Below are 25,812 nucleotides of genomic sequence, written 5' to 3'. Positions count from 1 at the left end.
GCTCTAATATTGGGCAGCATTTACATAGCAAGACGAATGGAATTAATTCCCAAACCGTAGGGGCGCACTGACGTGCGCCCTCTGCCGACGTGCGCCTGACAAACAACGCACCGAAATCCCGCCATATCAGAATTAAATCTGGTGCGTTACGGCGTTTATGTTCTGAATTAATAACCGTTAATCCCAAAATGCGCCTAACGCACCCTACTGGCATGACTAAAACAGATTGAGCTATGGCTAGAAAATTTTGTATACTAAGACATTAAAAAGTTTGACTTTATGTCTGCATGAACATGTTTAAAGCAAGGGTGTTGGCTCTCCTATTAACCTGTTTAGTTGTAACGACGCCTCAGGTGACGTTTGCTCAAAGCATTGAGCAGCTACTCCAACAGAGTCAGACGGCTATAGAATCTGGTAACTATTCCCAAGCGGAAGCGCTCTTGCGGCAGGTGATTGAAATCAACGCCAACAATATTGCCGCGCATAATCTGCTAACTATCGTACTGTATTCGCAGAATAAATTTGATCAGCTAATCACTGCTGCTCAAAAAGTAATCAAACTTGACCCCAATCCGTTTATGGGTTATCTGTTTCTGGGTGAGGCACTCTTTAAGCAGGGAAAACTGGATCAGGCAATTGCCGCTTATCGTCAGTCAATCCAACTTAACCCTGATTTCTCCCTGGCTTATGTGAGTCTCGGTTGGGTTCTGACTCTTCAGGGACAACCCGATGAGGCAATAGAGGTTTTACGTCAAGCCATTCAACTTGACCCCAATAATCCCCGTGCTTACAGTCATATCGGTTCAGCGCTGATGCTAGGGGAAAAACTGGATCAGGCGATCGCCGCTTATCGACAGGCGCTTGAACTTGATCCTAACTATGCTGATGTATACAACAATTTGGGTACGGCGCTGATGCTACAGGGAAAACTGGATCAAGCAATCGCCGCTTTGCGCCAAGCTGTTCAACTTGATCCTAATAATGTTAATACTTATATTAATTTAGGCAGTGCCTTGAGTGACCAAGGCAAACTAGATGAAGCAATTGCAGTTTACATTCGTGCGTTTCAACTTGACTCCAGCAATGCTGTTGTTTACCTTAATCTGGGAAATCTATCCCGACAGAAAGGACACCTAGAAGAAGCGCTTTCTTTCTACCAAGCCATCCTAAAATTTTCGCCCGATCAACCATGGGGAAACTCAACCAGCAATCATGCTTTAGCTCACAATGCTATCGGTGAAGTGTTACAGCAGCAAGGCAAGCTAGAAGAAGCAATTGAGGCGTTTAAGCAGTCAATTGCTTTAGATCCTAATTTTATTGAAGCCCAAGACAATCTAGAACAAGCACAACAGTTGTTGGAACCCCAATAAAAATAGCCCCAACCTCAACAAAATATTCTCACCTAGTTTCTGAAATTTAGAATTAAATCTGGTGCGTTACGGCGTACTTATGTTCTGAATTAATAACCGTTAATCCCAAAATTTGCCTAACGCACCCTACGGGTATAACCAATGGTATTATTTGAGCGGTATCCTCTACATGGTCATACTCTGACATTCTGAACGGATGACGTCAGCCTAAATTTAGGTATTGTCAATAAACTTGATTTAATCCAAAATCAATCTGGATTGAATCAAGCCATTCATCCGACTTGATTGTCGTACTTTGACTCATCCAACCTTTGGCGACTCAACTTGGAGCCTTATTTCCCGATGAATTTACTCAGAGGTCGATTGCAACGCTTAACCCAACAGTTACCTGATTTAATTGAACATCTCCCCGATGAAAGCTTGGCAGACGCCTGGAAAGTCCTGCAACCGCTCTATTATGACTTGTATATGCTCTCCGCCATGCAAGAATCTATGCGAACGATTCGACCCGGAGATGCCATGACTCGCGAAGAGGCGCTGCGACTACTCAATCTGCCGTGACTGAAGGGGCGGGTAAGCTATTTGAATAGTCGGTAGGGTGTGGGGTGTGGGGTGTCGGGTGTGGGGTGTCGGGTGTCGGGTGTAGGAAACAGTGCGGCTTCTTGCAGAAAGCTAAAATCTTCCCAGAAAGACTAGAATGATTCGTGGGGAATCGGGGTATATCCTGTGAGTCTAGAAGTACGCTATGCGCGGTCTTTCCTACAAGATCTCAAAAGCCTAGAGTCGGCTGCCTATCAGCAGGTCTATGACGTGGTTTTTGAGAAGTTCATGCATCTCAGAAGCATTCATGACCTGCCAGGGCTTCACCCCATCGGCTCAGATGCTATTTTTTACCGATTTACCATCGATAATTATATGGTGGGGATTGAAGTGACGGGTCACATCGTCAAGTTTTTGCGCGTGTTGCCCAAGCCGTATATTTGAGAGGCTTTCAGAAGGCAGGGGCAAAGGAGCAGAGGGAGCAGGGGGAGCCAATGTAGAGACGTGCCATGGCACGTCTGGGAGCAGGGGGAGCAGGGGAAGCCATTGGAACACCTGTTGATAGGGGAGGGTTGAGGAACCTAGGCGAAGTATTCTCGAAGAGTTGCAACCTAGTAATCCAACTCTCCATACGGCTGATCAGACTAAGCCACTGGCAAAGGAAAACTGACAACTGATCCCCGGACAACATAAACTTGTGATTGGAAAAAACAGGAATTTGAGAAGCTACTTATGGACGCCCCTGCACTCTGGCAACGCTATCAGGACTGGCTCTATTACCACCAAGGATTAGACTTTTACCTCGACGTCAGCCGTATGCGATTCGATGATGCCTTTGTCGAAGCGATGCGACCTAAGTTTGAGCAGGCGTTTCAGGATATGGAAGCATTGGAGGGGGGCGCGATCGCGAATCCTGACGAAAATCGGATGGTGGGTCACTATTGGTTACGAGATCCTGACATAGCGCCAACTCCCGAACTGCGTCAAGATATCCTCACCGTCTTAGAGAAAATTGAATCCTTTACCACTAAAGTCCATAGTGGTGATATTCATCCCCCAGGTTCATCTAGATTTACTGATATTCTTTCCATTGGCATTGGCGGATCAGCATTGGGTCCTCAGTTTGTCGCTGATGCCCTTGCTCCTCGTGTTCCGCCTCTAAGGATTCATTTTATAGATAATACTGATCCGGCGGGGATTGATGCCACGATCGCGAAACTGCAAGATCGTTTGGCTAGCACCCTCGTCTTAGTCATTTCTAAGTCTGGAGGAACCCCGGAAACCCGCAATGGCATGATTGAGGCAAAAAAAGCTTACGAATCCCAGAAACTGGACTTTGCGACCCATGCCGTGGCAATTACGGGTGAAGATAGTAACTTAGAGAAACTGGCAAAATCCGAAGGGTGGCTGGCAACCTTTCCCATGTATGACTGGGTAGGAGGACGCACCTCCGAAATGTCAGCCGTGGGACTGTTACCCGCCGCACTGCAAGGGATTGATATCCGCCAGATGCTAGCAGGTGCCAAGGAAATGGATAGTGTTACCCGTGTCCATAATCTCCACGAAAACCCAGCCGCATTGTTGGCACTCTCCTGGTATTTTTCGGGGAATGGTCAAGGTGAAAAAGATATGGTGGTCTTACCTTACAAAGATAGCCTGCTATTATTTTCCCGCTATCTCCAACAGTTAGTGATGGAATCCTTGGGTAAGGAAAAAGACCTGGATGGGAAGACTGTGCATCAGGGAATCGCAGTGTATGGTAATAAAGGCACAACCGATCAACACGCCTACGTGCAGCAGTTGCGCGAAGGCGTTGCTAATTTCTTCGTCACCTTTATTGAAGTATTGCGCGATCGCCAGGGACATTCCCCAGAAGTAGAAGCCGGAGTCACGTCTGGTGACTATTTATCTGGTTTATTACAGGGAACCCGAAAAGCCTTGTATGACAATCAACGGGATTCGATTACCATGACTATTCCCCACGTCAATCCTCGCACCGTTGGGGCGCTGATTGCTTTATATGATCGGGCGGTGGGATTATACGCTTCTCTGGTGAATATCAACGCTTACCATCAACCTGGAGTAGAAGCCGGGAAAAAAGCCGCCGCTGCGATTTTGGATTTACAGAAACGGGTGATTCAGGTGTTGCAGGATCAAGGAGAACCCATGTCTTTATCAGAGTTAGCACAGAAAGCGGGGGCGACTGACCAAATAGAAGCCATTTATAAAATTTTGCGCCATCTCCACACCAATCAACGAGGTGTGGTGTTAGAAGGAAACCTGGGAGAACCGAGTAGCTTAAACGTGTCTGCGGTTTAATTTTCCGTAGGGGCTTGGTTACCAAGCCCCTACTTGGTTATAGCAGAAGGCAGAAGGCAGAAGGCAGAAGGCAGAAGGCAGAAGGCAGAAGGCAGAAGGCAGAAGGTTGATTATTGATACTTCGCCCTTTCAGCCGTTCACTATGTCCTAACCTTAATGTCAATCGCTATACTTGATTACCAAGTCCCTTACCATAACCACTGCCACCAGCTACGATTAGCCTTCATCTTAGCGCGGAGAATAGATAAATTTTTGCGAAATATAGCGGTATTCGGATGATCATCTCCTAAATGCTGTTCACTCAAACTTAATGCCTGAACCAATAGCGATTCTGCATCTCTGTAGCGTTTCTGCGAATTGTAGAGTCCGGCTAAATTATTAATGCTAGTCGCCACAGCCGGATGGCAATTGCCTAAGATAAATATTCTCATGTCTAATGCTTGTAAGTAAAGAGGTTCAGCTTCACTGTAGCGACCTTGAGCGTAATACAATAATCCCAAATTATTGAGGCTACTAGCAACATCAAGATGGCAATTGCCTAAAAGGCGTTTTCTCACCTCTAGAACTTGCAAATAAACAGGTTCAGCTTCACTGTAGCGACCTTGAGCATAGTAAAGTCCTGCCAAATTATTTAAGCTGGTGGTAACATCGAGATGATGAGTCCCTAACAGATGTTTTCTCACCTCTAAGGCTTGCAGATAAAGGGGTTCAGCTTCACTGTAGCGACCTTGAGTATAATAAAGTCCTGCCAAATTATTCAAGCTAGTGGCAACATCAAGATGTTCCTCGCCAAAAGCGGCTTGGGCAATAGAAACGCACCGTCTAAACCAAGATTCTGCTTGATCCACTAATCCCTGATGCTGATAAAATCTGCCTAGGCGATCAAATAGCCACAGTAAATCCGTTAATCCTTGACCTTTATAGAATTTGCCCAAACTGTCAAATAAGCAGAGGGAATCCTCCTCCCTTACGGCTAATTCTAGGGTGTGGGCTATTTCTTGAATGTGAGGCAAGATCTCGTCCAACAACCTTATCTGTTCTGGGGTCGGGGAATCAGGAATGTGCTGAACCTGTTCAATCACAATAGCGGTAAAAGCCTGCCTGAAGTCATCAGCATCGAGGTTTCTTACGGGTGGTGCTTTGTTCTTGCTGGTTTGGGAAACGCCTGAATGGGACGTTTGAGAGTTGTCTGGTGGACAGGAACAGGTAGAATTGGTAATCGGAAAATAGAGTTGCTGCTCAATCAGGTAATCTTCACCGGAACCCGGGACATCAGGATAAGCAGAGAGGAATGAATGCCATTCTCTCGGAGGTGGTGTCTGCTGGGCGGAATCGTCGTGGGAAATTTGGTTTGGCAAAGACAGAGTATCCGGTTGAGGCGTCTGGGAAATCGGCTGGGATGACGCCTTGGGTGGGAACGGAAAAGGAGGGTGAGACATAAAGATGGCGGGTGCATCTAATGTCTCCAGTTTTTTGCGAAAAAACTCCCGAATTAAGGGTTGAACGGTGTAGCAACCCCGGCGATTTCCCACTGACTCAATCAAATGCCACTGATAAAGTTGAGTTCGGGCTTGGTCGAGATCTGCCTGTTTCCAGTGCAGGAGGTCACGAGCATAGTCTAACCATTGCCAACGCCAGAGGGTTGGGGCAAATAAGCTTAAAAGTTGAGCAACCTGCTGGGTTTTGGGATTGAGTTCTTTCCAGACGCATTCTAAGAGGGTGTTGATTCCCCATTGGAGTGTCGGTTGGCTGGGTCGCTGGGTTGCTCTATCAGGATGTCGCTGCGCTTCCAGCCGTTTGAGCATATCGGTTAACGACAAATCGGGATGTTTGGCTAAGTATCGCCCAACTAACTCTACGCCTAACGACAGATATCCCAGCCATTCACATAATCGGGGGACAACCTTCTGTGCGCCTTGATCCTGCAACATGCGTTCTTTACCCGCTAGGGCTGTCAAGAGTTTCCACGCTTGTTCTGGTGACAGCACATCTGGGGATCGATCCCCCTTATCGCCTTGATCTGGCTGCTGCATTGTCATATTAATTAAAGTTCGGATAGGTTCTCCCCTACAAAGCGCGACAATTGACTCAGCAAGGAATCAGGGTTCTGGCTGGCTGTTACACGATGGCAACTGGCTCTGAGTCAGTGATGAGTGGTTTCTATAGCAGAAGCCAGAAGGCAGGAGGCTCCAGGGCAGAAGGTTTTTATACTGCTACGTCGTTGTTTGAGCGATTCAATCTGTCCTAACCTTAGTGGCAACGGCTATATCTTTCAGGTTGCAGTCTGAAAGGCACTCAACGCCGTAAGACATCGTAAAACAGGTAATACAGTTAATATTCTATGATAATTTACGCCAACGCTGCAATCAACGTCGTGCTGAGACGTCATTAAAATAAAATATTGGTAACGTTTCGGGAATAATAGATTAAAGCAGGGAACCAGAAACGTTAACTGTTACCTGAAGCAATAGGTCAGACAAAAAATTATTTTATTGCCTAAATTGCTATTTATAACAACGCTAACCATTGGCTATAAACCGGGAACAAACCAGTGGTATGCCTCTAATTACCTGGATATAAATTCTGTCAACTGGACTAAGAAATGTTAACAATCGTCAAATCCTGACTCTTCCCTGTTGCCCAATCTCAACCATCAACTTGAATTTTGTCCGACCGTAAACAAGAGGATTGAGTTTTGACTTTTGCCTTAATTTCCAGCAAAATATTAAATATTTCCCTGACGCTCTTGGAGTATTATCTAATCTCAATATGACTCATGTCTTCATGTCTGCCCTAGTGGCTGGCGCTAATTCTGGTCAGATCGTAAGTTTTCCCACCGACACGATACCTGCTCTCGCTGTACGACCGGATTATGCAGAATTGATATTTACGCTGAAGCAGCGAAGCAATGACAAACCTTTAATTTTAATGGGGGCATTTCCAGCATCACTTTGGTCTTATGTCAAGGGGACAGAGGCGGAATTAGAGATGTGGCAGCAAGTGGCAAAGCGATATTGGCCCGGAGCGCTGACCTTAGTGTTACCCGCTGCGGATAAAGTTCCGGCGGCGATGAATCCCAGCGATCCGACGACGATTGGCTTGCGCGTCCCCAACTCTAGAGTCGCGATCGCGATTTTGTCCCAGACGGGTCCTTTAGCCACGACAAGCGCCAACGTCTCCGGAAAAGCTCCCTTACACACAATGCCAGAAATTGAGGCAGAGTTTCCCCAGGTGCTAACCCTTCATCCCACCGAATCCATGGAATTAGAGGAGCCTCACCCCAAAACTCAAGGCGTACCCTCTACCGTCGTGAAATGGACAGGAGACGGTTGGCAAATTTTGCGCCAAGGCGCTGTCTCATTCGACTGTTCCCTGTCTAAGGGATGATGACTCTTGGGAAAAGGGGCTATGCTTGAGCTGAAGGCGGGTATGGCAAGACTAAAACTAAAATGTGTTAGTCAACTCCCTCAGCCCAATCAAAGATTGTGGATGGGGAGTCCCGCGAATTACGTTGAAACGTTTGAAAAAATATGGGCAACATAGAGCTGATCTATCTGGTAGTGGGTATTGTCATGGGACTCGTTGTCAGCCGCGCTACTCGTTCTGGCAAACAGCCAGAAGGTTCAACGATACCAGAACCGCAACTGTCAAAACCGGAAGAATCTCAGCCAACTCAGACCGAATCTGTGCAAGAGACGGAATCTGTGAAAGAAGATGAACTAGAGTCTCTGAAGCAGGAACTCGAGCAAACCCGACTGGCATACCAAATGGCGCATGAAATGAGCCAGTATAAAGGTGGGTTCTTGGCGCGGACATCCCACGAACTGCGATCGCCCCTGAGTAGTTTGATGGGGATGCATCAGCTCATTTTATCTGATTTATGTGACTCACCAGAAGAAGCCAAGGAATTCGTGGCTCAAGCCCATACCTCGGCGCAGAAGATGGTCAAACTCCTAGATGAAGTCATTGCTGTGGCAAAAACGGAACACGGCACCAACCGCCTGGAGACTCGCCCTCTGCAATTGAGCCAATGCTTTGAAGAACTCGAAGTCCTCACTCACATGCAAGCCGGGAATCGTAATCTGCGGCTGAAAGTGATTTCCCCTGACCCAGAGATCGAAATCTTAGCTGATCCCCGGCGTTTTCGTCAGGTATTAGTGGGAATTGTGGACAGCGCTATTGCCCAAATGGAAGAAGGGACGATTCAGGTTTCTACAGCAAATTCTGACAACTCCCAAATGGTGAATATCTGGGTTGATGTAGAATCTCCCAACTCGATTTGGCATGAAGCCGTTGATTTACTCTCTGAGGATGGGACATCAGAATCTGAAGCACAGGAAACAACCTCATCAACAACCTCACCCGGAATGAATTGGTTGATGGTGCAAACCTTGGTGAATGTGATGCAAGGACGCTTGGAACTGCTACCTATTCCTGGGAAGGAACCAAGGGATGATTCCGCTACAGACACGGGTATCCGATTGCAATGTACTATGCCTTTAGCAACTCCGGAGATGATCGAACGGGTGTTGGCAGAGCAGTCATGATCGGTTGATTGTATAGCACCATTGTGGTTGTTGAGTTACATTGAACGCACCCCACTCAAATCGAAGATTCTGAGTGGGGATTCTTATGCTAGGCTTGATTGTTCCTTTAATTGTCTCTCAACTATACAAAGTAGCGAGCGAGACGCTCGCACTACTGTTGCCTGTTGCCTGTTCCCTGTTGCCTGTTCCCTGTTCCCTAATCTCAACCGTTAATTTTAATGAAAGTCCGACTACTTAGCTGAGGTGGTTTATTCGTTACACGATAAAAAAAATGGCATGATATCATGTCCGCCGAAATAACCGTAATATCCTTCTTCCTTGCAACCTTACTCCTTCCCTTGGAGCCCTGGAGCCTTCTGCCCTGGAGCCTTGTCTCCACCGATAGTGTAAGTATTCCACCGGACAAATATGAATCGCTTCGACAGCCTGTAATCCTTTTGTCATACAACTATCAAGCTAAGTCCGGAATTTATGTAATACAGTTTGATTTACTTTCCGGTAGGATACTTCTATATCAACACTTAAAACCGCTTTGCTGTCAATCCGGATCTGTATTACATTTAGCCGAAAGATGGAATGATGCGGTTAAAGAACTAGATGGGACTTGCTTCTCTCTCAGCAAACGACTTGGTTCTTCGCAATCAGCAATCAGCAATGAACGGGCGGCGTCCGTTTTTCCTCTCAACTAGGGAAAAAGATGTCAAGAAACGCCGCCCAATCTGCTGAGCTTAACCGACCAACGGTTTGAGCTGAATGAATGGTTATTGGGGTGCAAGGTAAACAGTTGAGGATAAAGTTTGTCGATGCAACATTCTCAAGGTATTGCGGCTTACGAAACAGTAAATAATGGCTATATCAGACGGCGACAACTTCAAGGAAATGCTGGTAGTTTACTTTTATGGGGTTTAGGGGTTGGCGCTGTTATCTCAGGTGATTTCTATGGTTGGAACTATGGTTTAGCCGCCGGAGGATTCTGGGGGTTTAGTATTGCCGCTGTCTTGATGGCAATTATGTATCTCTGTTTGGTCTACAGTAGTGCCGAACTCTCAACCGCCCTGCCCCATGCTGGCGGATTCTACTCGTTCACCCGTTATGCCCTCGGTCCGTTTTGGGGCTTTATTTGTGGGATTACGGTTACGATTGAATATGTCCTGGCTAATGCGGCGCTGGTGTTCAGTTTAAGCAATTACCTCAAGCCTTTATTTCCCAATCTGCCTAGCTTTTTTATCTGGGTGTTTGCCTACGCTGTTTTCTTAGCGATTAACATCCGAGGCTTTGAACTGAGTATAACCGTCTGTCTTTGGCTAACCATCATCGCGATGACAGTATTAGCCATCTTCTATGTGAGTATGCTGGTATCGGGTGAATTCAATTTTGACCTGCTGTTTAATATTCCGGCTGAACCGGGACAATCAGAAACCTGGTTACCGAATGGCTGGTTGGGGGTGTTTGGCGCGATTCCCTTTGCAATCTGGCTGTATCTGGCGATTGAACAATTACCGATGACGGCGGAGGAAACCGATAATGTGCCTCGGAATATGCCAGCGGGAATGATTTCTGGTATGGTTACCCTGATTATTCTGTCAATTTTCACCGTGGTGATTAATTCTGGTGTTGGCGGGGGCGCGGTGGCGATTGGGCAATCCGATGCTCCTCTGCAAGATGGGTTAGAGGCTTATTTTGGCGCCGGCGCAACCAGTACTATTGTCACGGCATTGGTACTGATTTGTGGCTTAATTGCCAGTCTTCACGGTAATATGTTTGCCTACGGACGGATTATTTTCTCCCTATCCCGTGCTGGGTATTTACCCCGTTGGTTATCGGTGACGAGTAAAAGTCATACCCCCCATCGGGCATTAATTGCTGGGGCGACGATTGGATTTGTCTGTGTGCTACTGGTGAGTACCGGGATTCAAGCTGTAGATGCTGTGATTTTGAATATGGCTGTGTTTGGGGCATTAATTTCCTATATTTTGGTCATGGTTAGCTACATGAAGCTGAAGGGGAATCCCTATTTACCAAAACCCTACGAAAGCCCATTGGGAACGGCGGGAGCATTTGTGGGCTTGGCTTTAGCGACATTTGCCCTGATTGCTTGTATTTCTATCCCTGATTACCGAGGCGGTGTTTGGGGGATTGGCGTAGCGCTGATTGTGGCAAGTGTTTACTTTTTAGTGTTCCGGAGTAATCGACTGGTGGCTCAAGCCCCGGAAGAAGCGAGGGCGTTGGGATTGACGGGGTATCAGGAGTGAAAATTGGGGTGTGGGGTGTGGGGTGTGGGGTGTGGGGTGTGGGGTGTGGGGTGTCGGGTGTCGGGTGTTGGGTGTAGTTTTTAGTTATTTTCAAGAGCGCGAATCAGAGCTAACAGGAGTTTTCCTACTGATTCGCAGCTCCTCAGAATCGGATTGATAGTTTGGGAAGAAGCTAGTTCGACTCGGATAGCTAGTAAGTAGTCGGACAAAAGAAAACGGTACTGTATTAACTTTTGTAAATCTCCCTCAAACCCTTACTGTTCCCTGTTCCCTGTTCCCTGTTCCCTAATCTCAACCGTTAACTTTAATTGTGTCCACCCACTTATTTGTTTGAGAAACATTATTGTTTATTTCATTTATTCTATTTTTGTTAAGTTAAAATACATTTTTGCTCCAAATGGATTGCTATACCCTCAACCTTTAAAGACTTCATCAAGACTAGATGCTCTTTTTTAAAGACTGGATAAAGTTCCCATCAGTTTGTTGATCAGATGAGAGGATTAGAATATTATACAAAAAGAGAAAATACAAGTCATACGACTGTATTACAGGCTACAAAAGCCGACAAACTCAACCGTGACAGATACTCTATCCCTCTGATATCGCTATGGCAGAAGAAATTGATGACGTCTTGAGACCATTGTCTAGGAAATTCAAGAGTTTATATGATTTATGCTCTAGTGATGGAGAAGGATTATGGGGGTGCATCTACAATTGTCAAGCCCAAATTATTCCGGTTGTAGCTCTCTAGCCAGAAACAATTGAGTGAGTTAATTTTTTGAGAGTTTTCTAATCCTATCTAATTTTGAGAGTAACGGGTAAAAACCAGCTACTATCATACCGAAAGCAATATTGATTGGGTTTCTGACTAGAGTTTTATCCCCCTTGAGTATCAAAAAGTCTCTATCGGACTCAATGTACTTTTGAGTGATAATTCTTAAATTTATTGCTCAACTAAATTGCTGAATCTAATTTGGTAAAAGGGAATAAGTAGGTGACACTAAAAAAATTGACCCCTGGATCAGCTAAAAAAATAGCGAATAGCTATAGTTTTAGTGGCAAATCACCGACTTAATCCTAAAAAATACCACTGTAAACCTGTTTCAAGGGGAAAATATGATGAATCGTTCCTTTCAATCATCATTAGAAATTGAACAATTCCACGGTGTTCCTGATACAAACAAAAAACGTGAATTACAGCAGCGACTTGAACAGTTAAATCAAACCCAAACCTACTATCCAGCCGATCACTGTATTCATCAGTTAATTGAACAAGCAGAGCGTCGCACACCGGACAAAATCGCGATACGGTTTGACGGGCAAACCCTAACCTATCGGGAGTTGAACCGCCGCGCTAACCAGGTTGCCCACTACTTACAAACCCTCCAAGTGGGACCCGATGTACTGGTGGGGATATGTTTAGAGCGATCGCTGGATATGGTAGTGGGTTTATTGGGGATTCTCAAAGCTGGAGGTGCTTATGTTCCCCTTGATCCCGCCTATCCCCAAGAACGATTAGCGTTGATGATTGAGGATTCCCAAGTCCCTGTCATTGTCACCGAACAAGACCAACTCACCCGATTACCCGACACCCAAGCTAAAGTCGTTTGCCTGGATAAAGATCAACAGACAATTGCTAAACATAGTCCAGAGAATTTAGACAGTGGCGTCACGCCCGACCATTTAGCCTACACTATCTATACCTCCGGCTCAACGGGTAAACCCAAAGGCGTCCAAGTGCTGCATCGTGGGGTGGTCAATTTCCTCACCTCAATGAGTGTCGCCCCTGGACTCACCCCCAATGACACCCTGCTGGCTGTTACCACCATCTGCTTCGACATTGCCGCATTGGAACTGTATTTACCCTTAATCGTTAGCGCTGATATTGTCTTAGTGACGCGAGATGTCGCCGCCGATGCGACTCAGTTAAGCCCGGTTTTGCAAGAATCCGGTGCTACCGTCATGCAAGCCACCCCCGCCACTTGGCGGATGTTATTAGCCGCAGGATGGCAGGGAAATCCCCAGCTTAAAATTCTTTGTGGGGGGGAACCCATGTCTCGCGAGTTGGCGCGTCAACTCCTAGAACGCAGTGCTTCCCTGTGGAATATGTACGGACCGACGGAAACCACAATCTGGTCAGCCGTGCATCAGGTAGAATCGGCGGACAAGCCGATTCCCATCGGTCGTCCCATTGCCAATACCCAAATTTATCTAGCTCATCCTGAGCCAAACTCATCAGACCCGATTAAATTTGTCCCCGTAGAAGAACCAGGAGAATTGCTGATTGGTGGCGTTGGTTTAGCACGAGGGTATTTTAATAGACCTAACCTCACCGATGAACGATTTATTCCCGATCCCTTTAGTCCAGAACCCGATGCCCGTCTCTATCGCACCGGAGACTTAGCCCGGTACTTACCCGATGGTACTCTGGAATGTTTAGGTCGCTTGGATCATCAGGTGAAAATTCGCGGCTTCCGGATTGAACTGGGTGAGATTGAATCCGCCCTTTACCAGCATCCGGGTATCCGAGACGCGGTGGTTGTCGCCCGTGATGACAGTTCTGGCGAAAAGCGCTTGGTTGCCTATTTGGTTAGCGACTTAGACGTTGAACATGTTCCCCTAGAAACAAAGTGTTGGGTGGCGTGTGAGGGGAATCCAGAAATTGAATTAACCACCAGCAATTTCTCGGTCAATAGTATTCGTTTACTCCATGCTCCCGCCTCCTGGCGAAACGGTCAATCCTTGACGCTGCGCTGCCAGTTTCCGGGCGTCCCCGATGAACTTGAACTGACTGGAACCATTGCCACAAAAGCCCTGGAATGGGTAGATGTTTCCCTAGACACCACCTCCAGCCAACAGCAAAGTTTACGTCAAAGTATCAAACACATCGCCCAAACCCAGGGATTGATGGTTCATGATTTGCGTCGCCAAGAACCCCGAATCCCACTGCACATTAATTGTCTGGCGGAATTGGAGTCCGGTGAAAAAATTGAGGTGATGACGCAAAATATCAGCCATGAGGGGATTTGCTTAAAGGCAACAACCGCTCACCTATGTCGCCTATGGCAAAGGGATCAACGCCTATTGCTACGATTACAATTACCCGGAGTCGAAACCCCGTTGTGGCTGCAAGGAAGCGTTGTTTGGCAGTTTGAAGATTATGTGGGCATTAAGTTTGATACGACAACCAGCCAGAAGGCAAAACTCCATCGCAGCTTAGGTAATCTGCGGACAGAACCCCGTATTCCCCTCCAGATCAAGGGTCGGGCTGAATTTGAGTCGGGTCAACAAGTGGAAGTGATCACGCAAAACTTCAGCCGCAATGGGATTAACTTAAAGGCACTCACCCCGACATTTTGGCAAAACAACCAACCCTTGCTGTTACGGGTACAACTGCCAGGGGTACAACATCCCTTGTGGCTGCAAGGCACTGTGGTTTGGCATATTCAGGAAAACGCTGGGGTGATTTTTGAGACCACACCCACTCAGCAGGAGCAAATCCATCAGAGTATTGAGTTTATGGTCAAAACTCAAGGATTATCGCTGGCGCAGTTGCGATCGTTCTTGAGTGATAAGCTACCGACTTATATGGTTCCCTCGACCTTTGTGTTAGTGGATAGCTTGCCCCTAACCCCTAACCGTAAAGTCGATCGCAAGGCGTTACCTGACCCGAACCAAGCGCAACAGGTGGCTCAGGATACCTTTGTCGCACCACGCACACCCATTGAACAGGCGTTAGCGCAAATCTGGGCAACTGTATTAGATGTTGAGCGTGTGGGTGTGTATGACAACTTCTTTGAACTAGGGGGACATTCGCTGCTGACGGCGCAACTATTATCGCAGGTGCGAGAACAATTCCAGGTAGAGTTACCGTTGTTTGCTCTGTTTGAAGCGCCGACTGTTGCGGAACTGGCTCAAAGGATTACCGCTAAGACTGACGCTGATTTGTCTCAACCGGAAGGGGATGGGACGACGGTGACGGGTACAATCGCGGTCACGGATTTAGTCAACGATGCGGTTTTGGATGAGACCATTTATCCAGAAAAGCCTTATCGTCAGCCGGACACGACACCGGAAAAGATTTTGATCACAGGGGCGTCAGGTTTTCTCGGCGCGTTTTTATTGCAGGAATTACTCCAGCATACAAATGCTACCGTCTATTGCTTAGTGCGTGCCAAAACTCTGGAGGCGGGTCAGCAAAAAATTGCCGCGAGTTTTAACCGCTATTTACTTTCATCAGATAAGTTGGAGTCGCGGGTTGTGCCTGTGTTGGGCGATTTAGCGCAACCTCGGTTGGGACTATCAGCGTCGCAGTACGAGGCGTTAACTCGCGAGATTGACTCAATCTATCATAATGGGGCGTTTGTCAACTTAATTTATCCCTACAGCGCCTTGCGAGCCGCGAATGTTCTGGGTACCCAGGAGATTCTCAAATTAGCCAGCAAAACCAAGGTTAAACCCGTTCACTTTGTCTCAACGCTGGATGTGTTTCAATCGCCGCGCTATGCTCAGATGTCGGTGATTTTAGAACAGGATGATTTGGAGTCAGGGGATGACCTATCTGACGGTTATGCTCAAAGTAAATGGGTGGGTGAGAAGTTAGTTAAACAGGCACACGCCCGGGGGATTCCGGCGTCGATTTACCGACCGGGTATGATTACGGGACATAGCCAAACCGGGGCGTCTCAACAGGGGGATCTAATTGACCGATTAATCAAAGGGTTGATTCAATTGGGGAGTGCGCCGGAGTTGGACTTAAATCTGAGTTTGACTCCTGTAGATTATGTGTCCCAAGCGATGATCCATCTGTCCCAGCAACCGGATTTATTCGGTCAAACCTTTCACTTAGTCAGTCCGGAGATGGTATCCTTACGGCAACTGGTGGACGAAATCCGGGCGATCGGTCATCCGATTGAATGGATGGACTATTCGACGTGGCAAGACAAGCTGGTTCAGGTGGCTAGTTCCCAACCTGATAATGCTTTGAGTCCGTTGGTGTTCCTGTTTACCCAGTGGGTGGGTGAAAACCAACGCCCCTATCTGGAAACAGCGGCTTTAGTTTCTCAGGCGTTTGACTCCCAGAATACGTTAGCAGGTTTAGCTGGAACGAATATTGTCTGTCCCTCAGTCAATAGTCAGGTGATTCGAGCTTATCTGGACTATAACCAGTTGGTTTGAACAATTGCTGGATAACGACCCGATCCCTGATTTATTGAATCAGTCGGGGATCTCATTGGAGGGCGACCCGACCCAATTGAGTGGATACAGTCGTTCATTGAGGCAAGCGGGTCGCCCCTACAGGGGAATCACAGGTGTTTCTTTCAAAGGGGTACGTTGCGATCGCGGGGAACTCTCCAGAAACACATTCACATCGGGACGATTACCAGATCCCCGACTTCTTCAAGAAGTCGGGGATCTCAGTGCCATCGCCCCCGAAAAACTTGACCCGCTTCAATTTGCACAAAACCAACGACCCTTATAATGGGTAAAAGAATGTAAAGAAGTAATAACGACAAGATTTAGGGACACTTACCTATTGTGTTTGTTCTCAGCGGCTACGAATATTTCTTAGGGTTCTTACTGGCAACCAGTTTAGTCCCCATCCTCGCACTAGCAGCCTCGAAGCTGCTGCGACCCAGCATCCGTGACCCCGAACGCCGGACGACTTATGAATCTGGCATGGAACCGATTGGGGGTGCTTGGATTCAGTTCAATATCCGGTACTACATGTTTGCCCTGGTCTTCGTGATTTTTGATGTGGAGACCGTCTTTCTCTATCCTTGGGCAGTTGCATTCAATCAGCTAGGACTACTGGCGTTTATCGAAGCACTCATCTTTATTGCAATTCTCGTCGTTGCCCTCGTTTACGCTTGGCGCAAAGGAGCTTTGGAATGGTCGTAAACTACCCCGTCCATGCTTAGGCATGGAAGAGGCTTTCCAAAAGCCTAGAGCTTTTTGTACTTTACCTAGGAGGCGCGGCTTTCTAACTGCCCATACTATGTATGGAAGAGGTATCCAGTCGCGAATATTTGGTTCACGACCCTGACTTACTTCGTTGAAGTCAGGGATTGTAAGGCAAATTACAATTTAAACCGTTGAATATCCGCATTGAGTCTCAGTATGGTACAGACTTCCGAATACTTCCCTCGTTCGGAGCATCTCTAAGACTTTTTGTCGAGTCGCTAGTAGAGACGTAGCATGCTACGTCTTTCCAGGACATCTTTACTGAGATGGCGGGAAGGGACTAAGAACTTAACTCGAAGGATTATATCCATGTTACGAGTGCCAGTTTTATCAAAATCAGGTAAACCCTTGATGCCAACCAAAGCTAGTCGAGCTAGACGTTGGTTGGAAGAAGGAAAAGCCAAAGTTGTACACAACGATCTTGAATGCTTCGCGGTGCAGTTGACCGTCTCTTCTAGAGAAGACTTGCAGCCCGTTGCTGTAGGATTAGATCCAGGAAAACTCTATTCGGGAATTGGAGTGCAATCGAGTCGTGCTACCTTGTGGATGGCACATTTGATTCTGCCGTTCAAAACGGTTAAAGACCGAATGGAAGCTCGGCGGATCATACGTAGAGCAAGACGAGGGCGACGAATTAATCGCAAAATTCCATACAATATTAGAAAATGGCTGGGATTAGCCAAAGACAAGAAAAACAAGGCTGATCAAACTCCAGCGACACACGCTGTTGATGGTGTTACCTTAGCCGCGTTTGAGTTCATTCGGTGGCGAGAGTGGCACTCCGGTTCCAACAAACATGGGAGCTGGAAGGGTGACGTTCAAATCACACCTGCACCCTTTGCGACGATTCGTAGACCACCTGTGGCCCGTAGGCAACTGCACTTGTGTGTTCCGTCAAAAGGTGGAAAGCGGCGCAAGTACGGCGGCACAATTACCCGCCACGGAATCAGGAAGGGTGATAAGGTAATTGCCGAAAAAGCCGGAAAAGTTTATACAGGTTGGTGTTCTGGAGACACCAAAACCAAACTGTCTGTTTCCGATTGTTACTGGAAACGAATTGGACAGTTTACTGCAAAAAAAGTTCAGTTGTTGCAGCGAAGCACAGGATTAATCGTTGTGCCTTCAACTGGACCGGTCAAACCTTACCGCATCGAACGGTTCGGTTTGACCTGGAGTTCCTCTCCAAGTTGCTTCGCTGAACTTGGAGTCTCACGAGGTTTACGATGAATACAGATACAACAAACGCTGCAACCCAACAGCAGCAACCAAAAGAGAAAATTCTTAATCCCATCAGTCGTCCTCAGGTCACGCAAGACCTCTCAGAAAACGTCATTTTGACGACAGTAGACGATCTCTATAACTGGGCTAGGCTGTCCAGCCTGTGGCCCATGATGTATGGCACCGCCTGCTGTTTCATTGAATTTGCGGCGATGATTGGCTCTCGGTTTGACTTTGACCGATTTGGATTAGTGCCGCGTTCGAGTCCCCGACAAGCGGATTTGATTATTACCGCTGGTACAATCACGATGAAAATGGCACCAGCGCTGGTACGGCTGTATGAGCAAATGCCGGAACCCAAATATGCGATGGCAATGGGGGCTTGTACAATTACCGGGGGGATGTTCAGCGTCGATTCACCAACCGCCGTGCGGGGTGTGGATAAGTTGATTCCTGTGGATGTTTATATCCCTGGCTGTCCACCCCGTCCCGAAGCGATTATGGATGCGATCGTTAAACTTCGCAAGAAGGTGGCAAATGAGTCTATCCAGGAACGGGCAACTCTGAGTCCAACCCACCGCTATTACAGCACCACTCATAGCATGAAGGTTGTACCCGATATTCTCACGGGTCAATACTTGCGGTCTGAAAATCGCCACACTCCACCGAAGGAGTTAACCGAAGCGATGGGAATGCCTGTACCCCCGGCACTGAAGTCGTCTCAACAGCAGGAGGTCAATCGTGGCTGAAGAAGAGTCCAAAGAACAGACCCAAGAGAATACTGAAGAATCCCCACTCGCTGAGACAGGAGAAGTCCACGGCTGGCTGAAGGAAAACGGCTTTGAAACCGAGTTAATGGAACCGGATCACTTGGGAATTGAGGTGATTAAGGTACAACCCGAGGTCTTGATTCCCGTTGCCACGGCTTTGTATGCTTATGGGTTTAACTACCTGCAATGTCAAGGGGGTTATGATGTCGGTCCTGGCGAAGAGTTGGTCAGCTTCTACCATTTAATTAAGATCAGCGATGATGTTGATCAACCTGAGGAAGTTCGGGTGAAGGTATTTCTCCCCCGCGACAATCCCAGCGTGCCATCTGTCTATTGGATTTGGAAGAGTGCTGACTGGCAAGAGCGGGAAACTTACGATATGTTCGGCATTGTCTATGAAGGACACCCCAACCTGAAGCGGATTTTGATGCCGGAAGATTGGGTGGGTTGGCCCCTGCGGAAGGATTATATCTCGCCTGATTTCTATGAATTGCAGGATGCTTATTAATTTGAGCAACTATCCCCGCTCTTAACCCAAAAAACAAAGTAGTGCGAGTATTTTGCTCGCCTACTTTTTTAGGTCTAGTTTGAAAACCAAAAATTGATTAAGGATTACTGCTCGATTCCGGAAATGTTCGCTTAAATTCGTCAATTAGCTCGTCTAGTTCTTCTAGGGCTTGATCGACATCGATTCTCAGAGTACCTAAATTTGGTTGCTCCAAAAGTTTGACAAGAAACTCTCGCTTACTCTCAATTACGGTTAATCGCTCTCGCATGGTTTGGGAGTCCATAGTTTCTATCCTTTATGATCACTTTTAATTTGCCGACCCAAACGGCTATCGGTTAAGACGTTCCCTCAGCCTAGGTATATCAACGATCTTGGCAAAGGCACACAGAGACGAGACGGATTTCCAGAGGAGTCCATCGGTCATAATTATCGTAGCATATTGTTGGTTTATCCTGACCTTAAAAACGACAGAAGAATTCCGTCGTTTCACTCCATGATTCCCATGAATCAACGAGCATCCTAGTGCAGCGCGGCTTCAAATACTAACCAGTTAACAAGCTCCTTAAAAGCAGCAACATTATGTTCCTTATAGCCTTCTGCCATCTGCCTTCGGACTTCTGCCTTTTTGTACTAGCTGAGAAAAGGAGGACGTTTAGATTTCGTGGGTTTGTTTTTAATCACTTCGGTAATAAAGCGCTTTAATGCCTTTTCGCGATTTTTCATAAACGCTGACCAAAAGCCGGGATAGAATTCATCCATGGTTTTTGCTAATGCCCAAACATCAACAGCCAGAATGTTATTCAGGGTTTCATCTTCGCGCTTTAAGGAATCAAGCTGATCGCGAAAACGGTGTTTTTTTGAGGATATTTGTTGCTTTTTTTCTTGAATCATTGTAAAAAAGGTTGCAATATAGACAACAACAGACTAAACAAAACTGGGCTGATAAAAACTGTTTATATACCATGCTACAGAGAAGGCTGGACTTCTGCCGACACCTGCCGACAGGGCGATCGCACTACCAGAGAGCGAATTTGCCCAGTATAACCAAGACAGTACCAATCTTGACGCTATGCACCCCTAGCGGAACTCAAGCCACCTCTACAGCACGGAGTTTGTGCATCCTATCATTTCCCATACCACCCATTGGCAACGATAATAAAGCTAAAGTGATTGGTGTCTAGATAATTTAATCAAGATGTTACGCAAAATTTCCTTGGGAACGGTTGGACTGTGGGTGGGGGGAGTACTCACTATCATCGGCTTTGTGGCTTATGCCACCGAGAACGCGACCTTAAATTTGGTAGGATTTTTCTACGGCATCCCCGTCTTACTGGGTGGTTTTGCCCTAAAAGCCGCTGAACTTAAGCCTGTACCCTTAAGTCAACCCACACCACCAGACGTGTTACAGCAGCGACAGCAGACGGCGACTCCGATTCAAAACCAAATTCGCCGAGATGTAATGCGTTATCGTTACGGTCAAGACGCTCACCTGGATAGCTCTCTGGAAAGTTTGGGTCTCTCACCTAGCGATGAGGAACGTCCTGTCCTCAATAGTTTACGAGAAACTGTAGTGGATGGTGCTTACACCTTAGTACTGGAATTTTACTCACCGCTGATTCCCTTTGAAACCTGGGAGCAAAAGCGGGAAAAAATAGAAAAATTCTTTGGTCCGAATATCCGAGTTGAATTGAGCCAACCTGAAGAAGACCAAGTTGATGTGGCGTTGATTGCTGCACCTTAAGTTTGGTAGGTTCCTGGGAACAGTTAGCTTTTCTGCTTCTCCTGCTTGCGGGAGCAATGAATACTCTCGCAAGCCTACCGCCACAGATAGTCAACAAGACCCGGAAAAAACGGCTAGATTTCATCCTAAAGATAGGGTATGTCTCACGCACAAGCCGTCTAAGCTGAAGTGTAGCAAGCATACGAATTGAGGAAAAAATTATGCCAGGTGGTAATGCCAACTCTAAAGCTCACTCCGTTAAACCCAATCAAAACGCTAACGATAGTCTCGATCTGGAAGTCGGGGATCTTGCTTGAGGCTGTACCTCATCAACCTGAAATTTGCTGTAACATCCTCCAACAAATGCCAGACCAAGACTATGGAAGCATGGCAGATGTAGAAAAAGGCTTTGGTGAGATCAAATAATTACTGAAATTCTTGGCATAAAAAAACACCCAGGGAAGCATGTCACCTTTGTAGTGGGGTGGCACACCTAATTGGGTGGATTAGTATTACGCCCGGAAAACTTATAAATTAGGGGCTAAAGCCCCTACTACGAACCCAACCTATCCCACAATTTTAGCTGTGTCAGTCCAGTAGTGGCGTAGCACATCTAATTTGATAGATTAATCCTACGCCTGGAAACTGTAGGGGCGCAAAGCTTTGCGCCCAATTCAATGATCAAATCTATCTTGCTAGTTGGAGGTTCCCCAAATAAGAGCGATCGAAAAGCGTGCGTGTAGCGCGTAAGCAAGTTGGGGTACTTCACACCGAACTCCAGACGTTTAAGGTCAGGAGTTCTTTTTTGGTTACGGCTTTTCTAGCCGCACGACATACCATTGCAAATACTCTCCTGGTTCCATATCCAAGTCACAGGAGGTTTCCATTAAATACTTGGCTTGCTCCTCCACGGAGGAAAACTGCTGTAAATCACGGGGTAAATTATCCTGCCGTGTTGCTAAAATAGCTTTGAGTTTTTCCAGTAATTCCTCAGGTGTGAGAAATTGCTCAGGTTGGTTCGTTTCCAGAACAACATAAGCATCCTCTTGGTACATGATTGAATCAGGCATGGTTTATTCCGGGTTGAGTTCAACAGTGATGAGTCCTCCTCGTTCCTCGGTAGAACCTGGAAGGTCCCGAACACAAGGTTGGAGTCATTCCTTGCATTTAGTATAGAAAAATGACCACTGATCCATGACCAACATCAATATGTTTCTCTCCTTAGAATACGAAAGAGCCTTAGAATCCCTTGGCTATGACTATTTTGATGAAGTCGCCGCCGCCGAATTTCCCTGTCATCACCTGCGGTTCCGCAATGACCAACTACTGCCAATTTTAGGGTTAGATCCACAAACGGTGACAGATGCCGATTTTATCCAGGCGTTTGGTAAATTTGTCGGCATCCGACCCTTTTTAGCCTTACGCTATCACGGGTATCAGTTTGGCGAATATAATTCCAGATTAGGTGATGGTCGCGGATTTCTCTATGGTCAGGTGCGGGGAACCGATGGGGAACTCTATGATTTTGGCACAAAAGGCTCAGGAACAACTCCCTATTCTAGAGGTGCAGATGGTCGATTGACCCTCAAAGGTGGAGTACGGGAAGTCCTGGCGGCGGAAGCGTTGCAGGGTTTAGGTGTGCGGACCTCTCGCTGTTTGAGTTTGATTGAAACCGGGGAACGGTTGTGGCGAGGGGATGAACCGTCACCGACTCGTTCATCGGTGATGGTACGGATGAGTCGGTCTCATATCCGGTTTGGTACGTTTGAACGGTTGCGCTATTTTAAGCGTCGGGATTTAATCAAAGCGCTGCTGGATCATGTGATTGATTATTATTATCCCCATCTATGGCAACAGCAGGATAGAGTTGAGCAATATTGCCAATTTTATGCCGAGTTAGTGAAACGAGTGGCAGAGTTAGTGGCACAATGGATGGCAGCCGGGTTTTGTCATGCTGTTTTAAATACCGATAATATGTCGATTACGGGGGAAAGTTTTGATTATGGTCCTTATGCGTTTATCCCCACCTATAATCCTGTGTTTACAGCAGCGTATTTCGACTATTACGGACGCTATTGCTATGGCAATCAACCGAGTATTTGTCGGTTGAATTTGGAAATGTTACAGCAACCGTTAGGCATGGTGATTCCGGTAGCTGATATGGAAGCGGGGTTAGCGGCTTATAACCAACACTATCATCAGACCTATCGACAGTTGATGTTGAATAAGCTGGGATTTGAGCAAGTAGATGAAGCGCAGGGGGATAGCTTATTCAAGGGAACGATTGAGTTATTACAAGAAACCCAAGTAGGATATCATGCCTTCTTCACCGAATTAACCCAGCAGTTTCATCCCACTTGGCGTGATGATGCCTCACAAATTTTTGCTCAGGCGTCGTTTTGCCAGTCGGCTGAACAGCAAGTGTTGTTAGCTAGGTGGCGAGAATTATACCATCATCTCTTGCAAGATTTGTCAAGGGATGAGTTGGAGAAAATGGCTGAATGGTTACAGGAGAAGAATCCGAAAACTGCATTACTACGACCTGTTATTGAAGAGGTTTGGACAGCTATTGATCGCGAGGATAATTGGCAACCCTTTGATGAGTTGGTGAAACGCTTACAAGGAAAAAAATAATGGTATCACTGACGGAACAGCGGGGAACTCCACACTGGAGGCTACATCTCAAAAGGGTTGATAACGTAGGGAAAAATAGAGTCCATTGTCTTGCAGCGAGTTCCCTTCTTCATCAACGTCAATTAACGGGATGCCATAGTCGAGGCGTAATAATAAATCTGGCGTAATTAACCAATTTAACCCCAGTCCCAAGCCAGCAATCGTGGCGGGTTCAAAGGTAATGCCTTGGTTATTCCAAACGGTGCCAATTTCAAAAAATGGGGATAATTGGAGTATATTAGGATTTGAGGTCACAGGCAGACGAACCTCTACGGCACCCATAATCCCATTATCGCCCACCCGTTGATTGTGGGAATACCCTCTGACGGTATCCACACCGCCGATGGTGAAGCGTTCTAGGGGAAGTAAGGCATCGGGGGTGAGTTGGGTATTAATTCGGGCGACGAGTAAGGCGCGGGGGGATAATTGTTCAACCCACTGAAATTGTCCAATCCAGGTAAAAAATCGCCCATCAATGCCGATATCATTAATCGTGGCATCAAAGGCATCAATGCCAAAACTAAATTGCGATCGCGCGGCTAAGACTCGTCCAGGGCTACGATTGACCCAATCTTGATAAAATCGAATTACGCTTACTTTCGATTCCCCATTGTCGGGACCTTCGGAGAAGGAAAAGGGAATATCATCCAGGATATAGGTTTGGCTGCGACGCAAGTCGAAGGCTACACCAATCCCTAATTCTCGTTCTGGGGTGTAAATCAGGGGTTGGCGGAAATTGGCGGAAAGGTTGCGGCTTTCGCCTCTAATCTCTATGTCCTCGAAGGGTTCTTCAATAATCTGGCTGTCGGTATTGCTGTAGCTTAGGGTTAAAGTGCCGTCGCGGGCATTGAGGGGAATGGTATAGTTGAGGTTGTAGAAATTGACTCCTGAGGTGATGCCGTAGGTGGCACTGATGCGATCGCCAAATCCCAAGAGGTTATCATGACTGGCGTTAATACTGTTCTGCACAGAACCTACGCTGGGAGATTGGGTATTGGCGGTGGCGATACCTGCGCCAAAGGCGGGGGCTTCTTGGAGTTGGATTTGTAGGATATTACGCCCTGGGGTACTCCCGGCGGTTAATTCTGCGTTGACTTGTTGGAATAGGGGATTGAGTTGCAAGAGTTGTAGCGTGGTTTCTAGGCGTTTTTGGTTTAAGGGGGGACGGGTGGCGAGTTCCAGGCGACGGCGGACATAGCCTTCTCGGAGGCGGTTTAATCCAGTAATTTCAATCTGTTCAAGTTCCCCTTCGACGATTTGGATTTGGACGTCACCCTGGCTAAGTTCTTGATTATTGACCAGGAAGGCGCCAGAGGTGACGTAGCCGTTTTCAATGTAGAGTTGAGTGATACTTGAGCGGAGGTTGAGTAAGTCCTCGAAGCTGGCTTCTTGGTTTTGATAGGGTTCGATTAAGGCGGTAATTTCTGGGTGTAAAACGGTATTGCCGAGGACTTCTATGGTTTTGATCAAGATGCGATCGCGATCGCTTTCTGGGGAGGTAATGTCTGGTGGGGGTTGGGAAGGTGGGGTTTGCAGTTGCGGTTGGGGAGGGGGTGTCGGGGGTTCTGAGGGGAAGGGTGAGGCGGGGGGTTGCGGAATCGTTTGTTCGATGGTTTCGGGTGTTTCTGGGGGAAGGGTGACGCCCGGTGGCGGTAGGGACTGGGCTTGGGTATTCTGGGTTAGGCAGGTTGAGAGGGTAAGGCTAGAGATTGGTATAAGTATCCATCTTACTGTTGAATTGACCGTCATAAAAGCCTCCTAGTAAAAGGCATCCGCTTTTGTATTCTTGTTTTCCCGTGGAATCGGGCAAAACGGCAACGGCGCGATCGCACTGAACGATATAAATATAATCCGTGGGCAACGGATAAACTCACTTCAGTTTCGGGTTTACGATTCATCCGTTACATCCGTTCAAAAATCCGTTGCCTGTC

General features: G+C 47.0%; 20 protein-coding genes. 14 read left to right on the top strand and 6 right to left on the bottom strand.

Annotated features, from left to right (window positions below; all coding sequences use genetic code 11):
* Nucleotides 1-287 precede the first annotated feature (287 nt).
* The 4 genes from RIE73_RS08625 (at nucleotide 288) to RIE73_RS08610 (ending at nucleotide 4,229) form a co-directional block, all read left to right on the top strand.
* Nucleotides 288-1,370, top strand: a complete 1,083-nt coding sequence (locus tag RIE73_RS08625; protein WP_446400800.1) for a tetratricopeptide repeat protein — start codon at nucleotides 288-290, stop codon at nucleotides 1,368-1,370.
* Nucleotides 1,371-1,694: 324 nt separating this feature from the next.
* Nucleotides 1,695-1,931, top strand: coding sequence for a hypothetical protein (locus tag RIE73_RS08620; RefSeq protein WP_446400799.1), 237 nt, complete (start codon nucleotides 1,695-1,697; stop codon nucleotides 1,929-1,931).
* 165 nt (nucleotides 1,932-2,096) lie between these two features.
* Nucleotides 2,097-2,354: a hypothetical protein gene (locus tag RIE73_RS08615; RefSeq protein ID WP_044211041.1), complete on the top strand. Its 258-nt coding sequence runs from the start codon at nucleotides 2,097-2,099 to the stop codon at nucleotides 2,352-2,354.
* A 288-nt stretch (nucleotides 2,355-2,642) separates the two neighbouring features.
* Entirely contained in the window at nucleotides 2,643-4,229 is a 1,587-nt protein-coding gene (locus RIE73_RS08610; RefSeq protein ID WP_446400798.1) for a glucose-6-phosphate isomerase, read from the top strand.
* A gap of 188 nt (nucleotides 4,230-4,417) precedes the next feature.
* Here RIE73_RS08610 and RIE73_RS08605 read toward each other — a convergent pair whose 3' ends face one another.
* Nucleotides 4,418-6,262, bottom strand: coding sequence for a tetratricopeptide repeat protein (locus RIE73_RS08605; RefSeq protein WP_446400797.1), 1,845 nt, complete (start codon nucleotides 6,260-6,262; stop codon nucleotides 4,418-4,420).
* 736 nt (nucleotides 6,263-6,998) lie between these two features.
* Here RIE73_RS08605 and RIE73_RS08600 point away from each other — a divergent pair.
* The 8 genes from RIE73_RS08600 to RIE73_RS08565 all read left to right on the top strand — a co-directional run bounded on the left by RIE73_RS08600 (nucleotide 6,999) and on the right by RIE73_RS08565 (nucleotide 19,488).
* The gene (locus tag RIE73_RS08600) at nucleotides 6,999-7,616 is read left to right on the top strand and encodes an L-threonylcarbamoyladenylate synthase (protein ID WP_446400820.1); all 618 of its coding nucleotides are present in this window, start codon (nucleotides 6,999-7,001) and stop codon (nucleotides 7,614-7,616) included.
* Nucleotides 7,617-7,759: 143 nt separating this feature from the next.
* Nucleotides 7,760-8,776, top strand: coding sequence for a histidine kinase dimerization/phospho-acceptor domain-containing protein (locus RIE73_RS08595; RefSeq protein ID WP_446400796.1), 1,017 nt, complete (start codon nucleotides 7,760-7,762; stop codon nucleotides 8,774-8,776).
* Between the two features lie 803 nt (nucleotides 8,777-9,579).
* Nucleotides 9,580-11,028, top strand: a complete 1,449-nt coding sequence (locus RIE73_RS08590) for an amino acid permease (RefSeq protein WP_446400795.1) — start codon at nucleotides 9,580-9,582, stop codon at nucleotides 11,026-11,028.
* Between the two features lie 1,116 nt (nucleotides 11,029-12,144).
* On the top strand, nucleotides 12,145-16,206 hold the full coding sequence (locus tag RIE73_RS08585) for an amino acid adenylation domain-containing protein (protein WP_446400794.1): 4,062 nt from the start codon (nucleotides 12,145-12,147) through the stop codon (nucleotides 16,204-16,206).
* Between the two features lie 360 nt (nucleotides 16,207-16,566).
* On the top strand, nucleotides 16,567-16,929 hold the full coding sequence (gene ndhC / locus RIE73_RS08580; protein WP_446400793.1) for a photosynthetic/respiratory NAD(P)H-quinone oxidoreductase subunit C: 363 nt from the start codon (nucleotides 16,567-16,569) through the stop codon (nucleotides 16,927-16,929).
* A gap of 414 nt (nucleotides 16,930-17,343) precedes the next feature.
* Complete coding sequence (locus RIE73_RS08575; RefSeq protein ID WP_446400792.1) at nucleotides 17,344-18,219, top strand: RRXRR domain-containing protein; 876 nt, start codon at nucleotides 17,344-17,346, stop codon at nucleotides 18,217-18,219.
* Nucleotides 18,216-18,959, top strand: a complete 744-nt coding sequence (locus tag RIE73_RS08570; protein ID WP_446400791.1) for an NADH dehydrogenase subunit K — start codon at nucleotides 18,216-18,218, stop codon at nucleotides 18,957-18,959. The genes RIE73_RS08575 and RIE73_RS08570 overlap by 4 nt, the downstream gene beginning before the upstream one ends.
* Nucleotides 18,952-19,488, top strand: coding sequence for an NAD(P)H-quinone oxidoreductase subunit J (locus RIE73_RS08565; RefSeq protein WP_446400790.1), 537 nt, complete (start codon nucleotides 18,952-18,954; stop codon nucleotides 19,486-19,488). Before RIE73_RS08570 ends, RIE73_RS08565 begins: the two co-directional genes overlap by 8 nt.
* 97 nt (nucleotides 19,489-19,585) lie before the next feature.
* Here the strand turns inward: RIE73_RS08565 and RIE73_RS08560 are convergent, their stop codons facing one another.
* Both RIE73_RS08560 and RIE73_RS08555 read right to left on the bottom strand, forming a co-directional pair.
* Entirely contained in the window at nucleotides 19,586-19,771 is a 186-nt protein-coding gene (locus tag RIE73_RS08560) for a hypothetical protein (protein WP_446400789.1), read from the bottom strand.
* Nucleotides 19,772-20,118: 347 nt separating this feature from the next.
* Complete coding sequence (locus RIE73_RS08555; protein ID WP_446400788.1) at nucleotides 20,119-20,379, bottom strand: hypothetical protein; 261 nt, start codon at nucleotides 20,377-20,379, stop codon at nucleotides 20,119-20,121.
* 304 nt (nucleotides 20,380-20,683) lie between these two features.
* Between RIE73_RS08555 and RIE73_RS08550 the strand changes: the two genes are divergently transcribed.
* Complete coding sequence (locus tag RIE73_RS08550; protein ID WP_446400787.1) at nucleotides 20,684-21,229, top strand: DUF2854 domain-containing protein; 546 nt, start codon at nucleotides 20,684-20,686, stop codon at nucleotides 21,227-21,229.
* Between the two features lie 788 nt (nucleotides 21,230-22,017).
* Here the strand turns inward: RIE73_RS08550 and RIE73_RS08545 are convergent.
* Nucleotides 22,018-22,278 carry a chlororespiratory reduction protein 7 gene (locus RIE73_RS08545; RefSeq protein ID WP_446400786.1) on the bottom strand — a complete coding sequence of 87 codons (261 nt, stop codon included), beginning with the start codon at nucleotides 22,276-22,278 and terminating at the stop codon, nucleotides 22,018-22,020.
* Between the two features lie 124 nt (nucleotides 22,279-22,402).
* Here RIE73_RS08545 and RIE73_RS08540 point away from each other — a divergent pair, with 124 nt between their 5' ends.
* Nucleotides 22,403-23,842 (top strand): protein adenylyltransferase SelO, encoded by a 1,440-nt coding sequence (locus tag RIE73_RS08540; RefSeq protein ID WP_446400785.1) that lies wholly within the window; start codon nucleotides 22,403-22,405, stop codon nucleotides 23,840-23,842.
* A gap of 48 nt (nucleotides 23,843-23,890) precedes the next feature.
* Here the strand turns inward: RIE73_RS08540 and RIE73_RS08535 are convergent, their stop codons facing one another.
* Nucleotides 23,891-25,630 (bottom strand): ShlB/FhaC/HecB family hemolysin secretion/activation protein, encoded by a 1,740-nt coding sequence (locus RIE73_RS08535; protein WP_446400784.1) that lies wholly within the window; start codon nucleotides 25,628-25,630, stop codon nucleotides 23,891-23,893.
* Entirely contained in the window at nucleotides 25,627-25,779 is a 153-nt protein-coding gene (locus RIE73_RS08530; RefSeq protein ID WP_446400783.1) for a hypothetical protein, read from the bottom strand. Before RIE73_RS08530 ends, RIE73_RS08535 begins: the two co-directional genes overlap by 4 nt.
* Between the last annotated feature and the right edge of the window lie 33 nt (nucleotides 25,780-25,812).

This window comes from Coleofasciculus sp. C1-SOL-03, from assembly GCF_040220555.1.
Lineage (GTDB): Bacteria > Cyanobacteriota > Cyanobacteriia > Cyanobacteriales > Coleofasciculaceae > Coleofasciculus.
The sequence above is the reverse complement of the archived record's forward strand: the minus strand, read 5'-3'. Positions and strand labels throughout refer to the sequence as shown.

What these genes read in the sequence shown, in the direction of transcription:
- RIE73_RS08595 (WP_446400796.1), top strand. Translation starts at nt 7,760, where the DNA reads ATGGGCAACATAGAGCTGATCTATCTGGTAGTGGGTATTGTCATGGGA.
- RIE73_RS08535 (WP_446400784.1), bottom strand. Translation starts at nt 25,630, where the DNA reads ATGACGGTCAATTCAACAGTAAGATGGATACTTATACCAATCTCTAGC.
- RIE73_RS08530 (WP_446400783.1), bottom strand. Translation starts at nt 25,779, where the DNA reads ATGAATCGTAAACCCGAAACTGAAGTGAGTTTATCCGTTGCCCACGGA.
- RIE73_RS08625 (WP_446400800.1), top strand. Translation starts at nt 288, where the DNA reads ATGAACATGTTTAAAGCAAGGGTGTTGGCTCTCCTATTAACCTGTTTA.
- RIE73_RS08555 (WP_446400788.1), bottom strand. Translation starts at nt 20,379, where the DNA reads ATGATTCAAGAAAAAAAGCAACAAATATCCTCAAAAAAACACCGTTTT.
- RIE73_RS08540 (WP_446400785.1), top strand. Translation starts at nt 22,403, where the DNA reads ATGACCAACATCAATATGTTTCTCTCCTTAGAATACGAAAGAGCCTTA.
- RIE73_RS08570 (WP_446400791.1), top strand. Translation starts at nt 18,216, where the DNA reads ATGAATACAGATACAACAAACGCTGCAACCCAACAGCAGCAACCAAAA.
- RIE73_RS08600 (WP_446400820.1), top strand. Translation starts at nt 6,999, where the DNA reads ATGACTCATGTCTTCATGTCTGCCCTAGTGGCTGGCGCTAATTCTGGT.
- RIE73_RS08560 (WP_446400789.1), bottom strand. Translation starts at nt 19,771, where the DNA reads ATGGACTCCCAAACCATGCGAGAGCGATTAACCGTAATTGAGAGTAAG.
- RIE73_RS08610 (WP_446400798.1), top strand. Translation starts at nt 2,643, where the DNA reads ATGGACGCCCCTGCACTCTGGCAACGCTATCAGGACTGGCTCTATTAC.
- RIE73_RS08545 (WP_446400786.1), bottom strand. Translation starts at nt 22,278, where the DNA reads ATGCCTGATTCAATCATGTACCAAGAGGATGCTTATGTTGTTCTGGAA.
- RIE73_RS08605 (WP_446400797.1), bottom strand. Translation starts at nt 6,262, where the DNA reads ATGCAGCAGCCAGATCAAGGCGATAAGGGGGATCGATCCCCAGATGTG.
- RIE73_RS08585 (WP_446400794.1), top strand. Translation starts at nt 12,145, where the DNA reads ATGATGAATCGTTCCTTTCAATCATCATTAGAAATTGAACAATTCCAC.
- RIE73_RS08590 (WP_446400795.1), top strand. Translation starts at nt 9,580, where the DNA reads ATGCAACATTCTCAAGGTATTGCGGCTTACGAAACAGTAAATAATGGC.
- RIE73_RS08550 (WP_446400787.1), top strand. Translation starts at nt 20,684, where the DNA reads ATGTTACGCAAAATTTCCTTGGGAACGGTTGGACTGTGGGTGGGGGGA.
- RIE73_RS08575 (WP_446400792.1), top strand. Translation starts at nt 17,344, where the DNA reads ATGCCAACCAAAGCTAGTCGAGCTAGACGTTGGTTGGAAGAAGGAAAA.